This is a genomic window from Pseudomonas sp. SDO5522_S412 (genome assembly GCF_054071215.1).
Window position 1 is genome coordinate 1 of sequence record NZ_JBSVWQ010000260.1, and the last position, 7,293, is coordinate 7,293.

Sequence of the window (7,293 nt, forward strand, 5' to 3'; positions counted from 1 at the left end):
GCGGTGGATCAGCCAACTTGTTGGGTGACTGACCCACTGCCTTCGCGAGCAAGCCCGCTCCCACATTTGCTTGGTGTGAACCAAAGACTTTGGCGAAACCTGAAATTATTTTCCCCGGCTTTGTAACGAATCCCTTCCCCCTTTCTCTAGTGGTGTAAGCAGGCGAACATGCTTGCCAACTCAACCCACTGCTGGAGATACACCATGACTACCAAAACCCGCTCGCTGTCCGCCGCCACCCTCGTCCTGGCCCTGGGTTCGGCCCTGAGCCTGTCCGCCCTGACCACCACCGCCCACGCCGCCGATGACATGCAGAAATGCTTCGGTGTAGCCGAAGCCGGCAAGAACGATTGCGCTGCAGGCGCCGGCACTTCCTGCGCGGGCACCTCGAAGGTCAAGGATCAGGCCAACGCCTGGAAACTGGTCCCGGCCGGTACCTGCCTGAAAACCCCAAGCACCACCTCGCCAACCGGCTTCGGCCAGGAAGCTGCCTTCACCGCCAAGTCCTGAAACCCTGCACAGCCTGAGTACTGACGATGACGCTCTCATTCACCCACTCCATCTCCCAGGCTCAGGCGCCCGGCCTCCCCCGTCGGGCCGGGCTGGGGCTCAAGAACGAGCACTTCAGTGAAGTGCTCGAGACGTCCCCCGATATCGGTTTTTTTGAAGTCCACGCCGAAAACTACATGGTGGCCGGCGGGCCTTTCCATCACTACCTGGGCTTGATCCGCGAACAGTACCCGCTGTCGCTGCACGGTGTAGGCCTGTCCATTGGCGGCGAAGGTCCGCTGAACGACGAGCACCTGGCGCGCTTGGCCACGCTGATCGAACGCTATCAACCCCACTCCTTTTCCGAACACCTGGCCTGGTCCAGCCACGGCCCCGTGTTTCTCAATGACTTGCTGCCGCTGGCGTATGACGATGAAACCCTGAAGCGGGTGTGCGAACACATCGACCAGGTACAAACCCGCCTGCAGCGGACCATGCTGCTGGAGAACCCGTCGACCTATCTGCAATTCCAGTGCTCCACCCTGGAAGAGACCGACTTCATCAGCGAAGCGATTCGCCGCACCGGCTGCGGGCTGCTGCTGGACGTGAACAATGTGTATGTGTCGTGCATCAACCATCAGCAAGACCCGCTGAAGTACATCGAGGCCTTGCCGTTGCAAGCCGTGGGCGAGATTCACCTGGCAGGGTTTGCCGAAGACACCGACAGCCTCGGCGACCGTTTGCTGATTGACGATCACGGCGCCCCCATCGACAACGCGGTATGGCAGCTCTACCAGCACGTGCTCAGCCGCACCGGGCCGGTCGCCACGCTGATCGAGCGCGACAACCAGGTGCCGGCGTTCAGCGTGCTGCACGCTGAAGCACGCGAGGCCGACCGGTTTCTGCTGGAGGCGCGTGCATGAGCCGCCAGGACGTCTTTAGCCGCGCCCTGCTGTCCCCCGAGGAAAACTGCCCGCAAGGCTTGTTCAGCCGCAACGGCGCCGATCCGGCCGGTCGTTTTGCGGTGTATCGCAACAATGTCCATAGCTCGCTGATCAACGCGCTGGCCGCCGGCTACCCGGTCACCCTGCAACTGGTGGGCGATGAGTTTTTTCGGGCGATGGCCGGTGTGTATGTCCAGGGTTTCCCGCCGACAAGCCCTCTGATCAATGAATACGGCAGCGACCTGGCGGACTTTATCCAGGGCTTCGCCCCCGCCGCCAGCGTGCCTTACCTAGCTGATGTGGCGCGCCTGGAGCGATTGCGGGTGAGGGCCTACCACGCGGCAGACGCACAGCCGCTGGATCAACAAGAGGTCATCGCCACCCTGCAACAACAGTCGGACCTGGGCGAACTGCGCCTGCAACTGCATCCATCCCTGGCCACCCTGAACTCGGCCTACGCCGTGGTGGCTTTATGGGCGGCGCATCAGACCGGCGAATCCCTCGCCACCCTCGACCCCTTCCATGCCCAAAGCGCGCTGGTACTACGCAATGGCCTGCACGTGCAGGTATTTCACATCGACAGCGGCTCAGCGACGTTTATCAACAGCCTGAACAACGGTTGGCCATTGGAAATGGCCGTGGCCTACGCCCTCGATGCGGCCGCCGAATTTGACCTGCACCAATGCCTGGCCCTGCTGATCGGTCACGGCGCCATCACCCACTTGCACACAGAACCCAAGGTATCGCCATGAACACCACCGCTCCCGGGCTGATCCAACGGATCATCCAGTGCTTCGAGAAAATCCCCTACAGCCTGATCGCCTTTGTCGCACGCTTCTCTATCGCAGCGGTGTTCTGGAAATCCGGCCAGACCAAAGTGGAAGGCCTTGCCGTGGACCTGATCGGCGGGACCTTCCAACTGGGCTGGCCGCACTTGGCGCCGTCCACCCTGCCGCTGTTTCGCAGCGAATACCACGTGCCGCTGCTGTCTGCGGAAGTGGCGGCGCACATGGCTGCGTTCGCCGAGCATTTCTTCCCGGTGCTGATCCTCGTGGGGTTTGCCACGCGATTCTCGGCGCTGGCGCTGCTGGGCATGACCCTGACCATCCAGCTTTTCGTCTACCCGGACGCCTACCCGACCCACGGCACCTGGATCGCATTGCTGCTGCTGTTGATGGCCAAGGGACCGGGCAGCTTCTCGATTGATCACCTGATTGCGCGACGCTACCGCTAAAGGCGATCGAGGGCTTCGCCGCTGCGCTTGAACCAGCCCACCAGATAATCTGCGAGTACCTGGGTGCGGCGCGGCAGGCCGCCCTGATACGGATGGACCAGGTACATCGGCATGCTGCGGGTCTGATAATCCCGCAGGAGCCAGCGCAGGCGACCGTCAGCCAATTCCGCGTGCAGCACGTAGGACGGCAAGCGCGCGATGCCCGCCCCCACCAGTGCAGCCTTCTTCAACAAGTTGTAATGGTTGGAGGCAAAGGTCCCGGATACCCGAACCCGCAGCAGCTCATGCTGCTGGTGATACAGCCACTCTTCACGACCACTGTAGTGGCTGTTCAGCAAGCAGTTGTGGCCCACCAGTTCCGCCGGCGTCAGCGGCTCGCCGTGCTGTTCCAGGTAAGCCGGGCTGGCGCAGGTCATCTCGTGCCAGGCGAGCAACGGCTTGGCGACCAGACGCTCGTCGTTGGCGACCTCCGAACGTACCGCCAGGTCGAAGCCATCCCGCGCCAGGTCCCGGTACTGGTTGTTGAGTTCCAACTCGATCTGCACCTGTGGGTACTCCCGGGAAAACTCCAGCAACAGACCGTCGAAGAAGGTTTCGCCCAGGGACACCGGAACCGTCATACGCACCGGGCCGACGAGATCATCCTTGAGCCTGGCCAATGCCTGACGTGCCCGCTCCACCTGGACCACCAACGCCTGGGCTTGCGGCAACAGCGCCGCACCCGCCGCAGTCAGGCTCAGGCGGCGGGTGGTGCGATGCAACAACACCACCGAAAACTGCGCTTCCAACTGGCTGATGCGCTTGGACAGTTGCCCTTTGCTGCAGCCCAGTTGCTGGGCCGCCAAGGTAAAGCTGCCGGCTTCGATCAACACGGCAAACGCGGCGAGGTCATCCATTTCGCTCATGGATTGTTTCCAATTGAAAACCAAAAGTTGCCTATTAGTGCACTTATCCGCGCAAAAAATCACTCTAGACTGAAACCTCACCTACACATCTGGAGGAAGGCACGATGAAAATCCTGTTGATTGGCGCAAGCGGTACCGTGGGTTCGGCGGTGAAGGCAGAACTGTCCCAACGGCATGAAGTGATCAGCATCGGTCGCAAAAGTGGCGACTTCCAGGTCGATATCAGCGACAGCGCCTCGATCCGCAAACTGTTCGAGCAGACCGGCAAATTCGACGCACTGATCTGCGCCGCCGGCAGCGTCAACTTCGTGCCCCTGGGCGACATGAGCGAAACCGATTTTGACCTGGGCCTGCAAGACAAGCTGATGGGCCAGGTCAACCTGCTGCTGATTGGCCGCGAGTTCGCCAATGACGGCGCGTCGTTCACCTTCACCAGCGGCATTCTCAACCGCGATCCGATTCGCACCGGTGCTTCGGCTGCCCTGGTCAACGGCGCGCTGGATGCATTCGTGAAAGCCGCTGCGATCGAACTGCCCCGCGGCCTGCGCATCAACTCGGTCAGCCCTACCGTCCTGCTGGAAGCCATGGGCAGCTACGCGCCGTACTTCCGTGGGTACAAACCGGCTCCGGGTGCAGAAGTGGCGTTGGCCTACGCGAAAAGCGTGGAAGGCTTGCAGACCGGGCAGACGTTTATCGTAGGCTGACCAGCCTGAAAAGCCGTCACCGTTGAACCCAGGGCATCCATTTACGGAGCATGTCCTGGGGGACGGAAAACTGTATTTCTCGTGTGTTCAGCACACCCATGACAGTGGCGCCATCACTCACGTTGTAGCCGTCTACGTATGTCGAAACCTGCTTGTTGTAAGCCAGTAAAGTAATTGCAGCCGTGCGGGCCCTGGCCTCCGGGCTCAGCGTGACATTGACCGAAATAAAGTCCGGGCTACTGTCAGGCGTCCTCTTCACGGTGATCGAGATCTCGGTAAAGTCAGTGGCAGAGGAGTACTCCAGCCGCGCCGGTTCACTGCCCAGTGCAGAACCCGTCACCAGTAACAGCCCCCACAGATTCCATCGAATAGTCATCGCGGCTTTCCGAATAAAAGAGAAAGACGTTCCCATGACCGTTCAGATCCCTCTATAGGAAAAGTCCCAGCAGGGATGATCGCCCCCGGCACACCTTATTCAACCTGTGTCCCGGGCTTGTGATGCACCGCCAGCCTGCGTAACGTGGCGGCACTTATCAGGAGACCCGATAATGCGTGCCGCCCGTACCCTAGCCTTGTTTGCCCTGTTGCCCCTGTTCGCCGCCTGCCAGATGTTCGATAACGAGCCGGCCAAGCCCTCTCTCGCCGGGATGACCCGCATGCAGGGCGAGTTGACGGCGCAGGGTGACAAACTGCTGTTCCAGCCCTGCAACGACAAACGCAACTACGTGGTCAACGACACCGGTGGCACCAGCATCCTGCAGGAGGCCGCCTCCCTGGCCGGCCAGCAAGGCGCACTGTTTGCCGACCTGCGTGGCAAGTTCTCCGGCGTCGCCAGCGGCACCCAGGGCACGGTGGACCTGCAACAGGTGTACCGCGTCGAGCGCTCGACCTCGGCCTGTGATGACCCGGACTTCAAGCGCATGATCCTGCGGGCCAACGGCCACAAACCGGCCTGGGCGATGAACGTCACCGCCAAGGGCATGGTGCTGGAGCGTGAAGGCCAGCCACCCTTGGCCGTGCCGTATGTGGAAGAGCAATCGGGCGACGGACGGTTCAACCTGATGACCGAAGCGAATAACCAGCACATCGAACTCTGGGTGGCCCCGCAACGCTGTGTCGACAGCGCCAGCGGCAGCCTGCAGCACATGTCCGCTGAGCTTCGGGTCAACGGCCAGGTGCAACGCGGTTGCGCGTCGTTCGGCGGTTCGCGAGACGACTGATTGCGCCCTGCGCTGTTTTAGCATGACGGGAAACCGCTGTTGGGGCTTATAATCGCCGGTTTGCAAAACAGCCGGCCTCTTTGCCCGCCGCCTACCGGATTCCTGTCATGTTACGAATCACCGAACTCAAGCTGCCCATCGACCATCCCGAAGAAGACCTGCGGCCTGCCATTGTGCAACGCCTGGGCATCGCCAGTGATGACCTGCTCGATTTCACCCTGTTCAAACGCAGCTACGACGCCCGCAAGAAATCGTCGGAGCTGTGCTTCATCTACACCATCGACCTGGAAGTCAAAGGCGAGGCGGCCCTGCTGCTCAAGTTCGCCGACGACCGCAACGTCAACCCGGCGCCGGACATCAGCTACAAGGTCGTGGGCCATGCGCCGGAAGGCCTGACCGAGCGGCCGATCGTCGTCGGTTTTGGCCCGTGCGGGATCTTCGCCGGGCTGTTGCTGGCACAGATGGGCTTCAAGCCGATCATCCTCGAGCGCGGCCGCGAAGTGCGCCAACGCACCAAGGATACCTGGGGCCTGTGGCGCAAGAATGTGCTGAACCCGGAATCCAACGTGCAGTTCGGTGAAGGCGGCGCCGGGACCTTCTCCGACGGCAAGCTCTACAGCCAGATCAAGGATCCGAAATTCCACGGTCGCAAGGTGCTGCACGAGTTCGTCAAGGCCGGTGCGCCAGATGAAATCCTCTACGTCAGCAAGCCGCACATCGGTACGTTTCGCCTGACCGGCGTCGTGGAAAACATGCGCCAGCAGATCATCGCCCTGGGCGGTGAAGTGCGCTTCGAGCAGCGGGTCACCGACGTGCTGATCGAAGACGGCCAGTTGAATGGCGTGGTGGTGGATGGCGGCGAGCAGATCCTGTCCAAGCACGTAATCCTGGCCCTCGGCCACAGCGCCCGCGATACCTTCCGCATGCTGCATGGTCGTGGCGTGTACATGGAAGCCAAGCCGTTCTCGGTGGGTTTCCGTATCGAACACCCGCAGTCGCTGATCGACGCTGCACGCCTGGGCAAGTACGCCGGCCACCCGAAACTCGGGGCCGCCGATTACAAACTGGTGCACCACGCCAAGAACGGCCGTTCGGTGTACAGCTTCTGCATGTGCCCGGGCGGTACCGTGGTCGCGGCGACATCAGAGCCGAACCGCGTAGTAACCAACGGCATGAGCCAGTACTCCCGTAACGAACGCAACGCCAACTCCGGGATCGTGGTGGGCATCACCCCGGAAGTGGATTACCCGGGCGGCCCGCTGGCCGGGATCGAGTTGCAGGAACGCCTGGAATCCCACGCGTTCATCCTCGGCGGCAGCAACTACGAAGCACCGGCGCAGCTGGTGGGTGATTTCATCGCCGGCAAGCCGTCCACCGCCATCGGTACCGTGGAGCCATCCTACAAGCCCGGCGTAGCCCTGGGTGACCTGGCGCTGGCGTTGCCGGAGTTTGCCATCGAAGCCATCCGCGAAGCGTTGCCGGCGTTCGAGAAGCAGATCAAGGGCTACTCGCTGCACGACGCGGTCCTGACCGGGATCGAGACCCGCACTTCATCGCCGCTGCGGATTACCCGTAATGAGTCGATGCAAAGCTTGAACGTGAAAGGCCTGTTCCCGGCGGGCGAAGGTGCCGGTTATGCCGGTGGGATTTTGTCGGCTGGTGTCGACGGGATTCGGATTGCCGAGGCGCTGGCGCGGGATATGTTGGGTATCGAGGCTTAACCACTGCGCTGAAAACGCAGCAGATCAAATGTGGGAGCGGGCTTGCTCGCGAATGCGGTGGATCAGCCGAATGATG

General features: G+C 61.6%; 9 protein-coding genes. 7 read left to right on the top strand and 2 right to left on the bottom strand.

The window, feature by feature from the left end; all coding sequences use genetic code 11:
• Nucleotides 1-204 precede the first annotated feature (204 nt).
• The 4 genes from ACW9I6_RS28795 to ACW9I6_RS28810 are packed head-to-tail and all read left to right on the top strand — an operon-like array spanning nucleotide 205 to nucleotide 2,667.
• The gene (locus ACW9I6_RS28795) at nucleotides 205-510 is read left to right on the top strand and encodes a BufA1 family periplasmic bufferin-type metallophore (RefSeq protein ID WP_003211666.1); all 306 of its coding nucleotides are present in this window, start codon (nucleotides 205-207) and stop codon (nucleotides 508-510) included.
• A 26-nt stretch (nucleotides 511-536) separates the two neighbouring features.
• Complete coding sequence (bufB, locus tag ACW9I6_RS28800; protein WP_457340105.1) at nucleotides 537-1,412, top strand: MNIO family bufferin maturase; 876 nt, start codon at nucleotides 537-539, stop codon at nucleotides 1,410-1,412.
• Nucleotides 1,409-2,185, top strand: a complete 777-nt coding sequence (locus ACW9I6_RS28805) for an HvfC/BufC N-terminal domain-containing protein (protein ID WP_003211670.1) — start codon at nucleotides 1,409-1,411, stop codon at nucleotides 2,183-2,185. Before bufB ends, ACW9I6_RS28805 begins: the two co-directional genes overlap by 4 nt.
• Nucleotides 2,182-2,667 (top strand): DoxX family protein, encoded by a 486-nt coding sequence (locus ACW9I6_RS28810; protein WP_003211673.1) that lies wholly within the window; start codon nucleotides 2,182-2,184, stop codon nucleotides 2,665-2,667. Before ACW9I6_RS28805 ends, ACW9I6_RS28810 begins: the two co-directional genes overlap by 4 nt.
• Here the strand turns inward: ACW9I6_RS28810 and ACW9I6_RS28815 are convergent.
• Nucleotides 2,664-3,572, bottom strand: coding sequence for a LysR family transcriptional regulator (locus ACW9I6_RS28815; RefSeq protein ID WP_003211675.1), 909 nt, complete (start codon nucleotides 3,570-3,572; stop codon nucleotides 2,664-2,666). The genes ACW9I6_RS28810 and ACW9I6_RS28815 overlap by 4 nt on opposite strands.
• Nucleotides 3,573-3,676: 104 nt before the next feature.
• Here ACW9I6_RS28815 and ACW9I6_RS28820 point away from each other — a divergent pair, with 104 nt between their 5' ends.
• Complete coding sequence (locus ACW9I6_RS28820) at nucleotides 3,677-4,276, top strand: short chain dehydrogenase (RefSeq protein ID WP_003211677.1); 600 nt, start codon at nucleotides 3,677-3,679, stop codon at nucleotides 4,274-4,276.
• Between the two features lie 16 nt (nucleotides 4,277-4,292).
• Here ACW9I6_RS28820 and ACW9I6_RS28825 read toward each other — a convergent pair whose 3' ends face one another.
• Nucleotides 4,293-4,688 (bottom strand): hypothetical protein, encoded by a 396-nt coding sequence (locus ACW9I6_RS28825; protein WP_008432073.1) that lies wholly within the window; start codon nucleotides 4,686-4,688, stop codon nucleotides 4,293-4,295.
• A 136-nt stretch (nucleotides 4,689-4,824) separates the two neighbouring features.
• On the opposite strand from ACW9I6_RS28825, the gene ACW9I6_RS28830 reads away from it, so the two are divergent.
• On the top strand, nucleotides 4,825-5,496 hold the full coding sequence (locus ACW9I6_RS28830; RefSeq protein ID WP_003211681.1) for a COG3650 family protein: 672 nt from the start codon (nucleotides 4,825-4,827) through the stop codon (nucleotides 5,494-5,496).
• Nucleotides 5,497-5,603: 107 nt separating this feature from the next.
• A complete protein-coding gene (locus tag ACW9I6_RS28835) occupies nucleotides 5,604-7,217 on the top strand; it encodes an NAD(P)/FAD-dependent oxidoreductase (protein ID WP_003211683.1) in 1,614 nt (537 codons plus the stop codon).
• Nucleotides 7,218-7,293 lie beyond the last annotated feature (76 nt).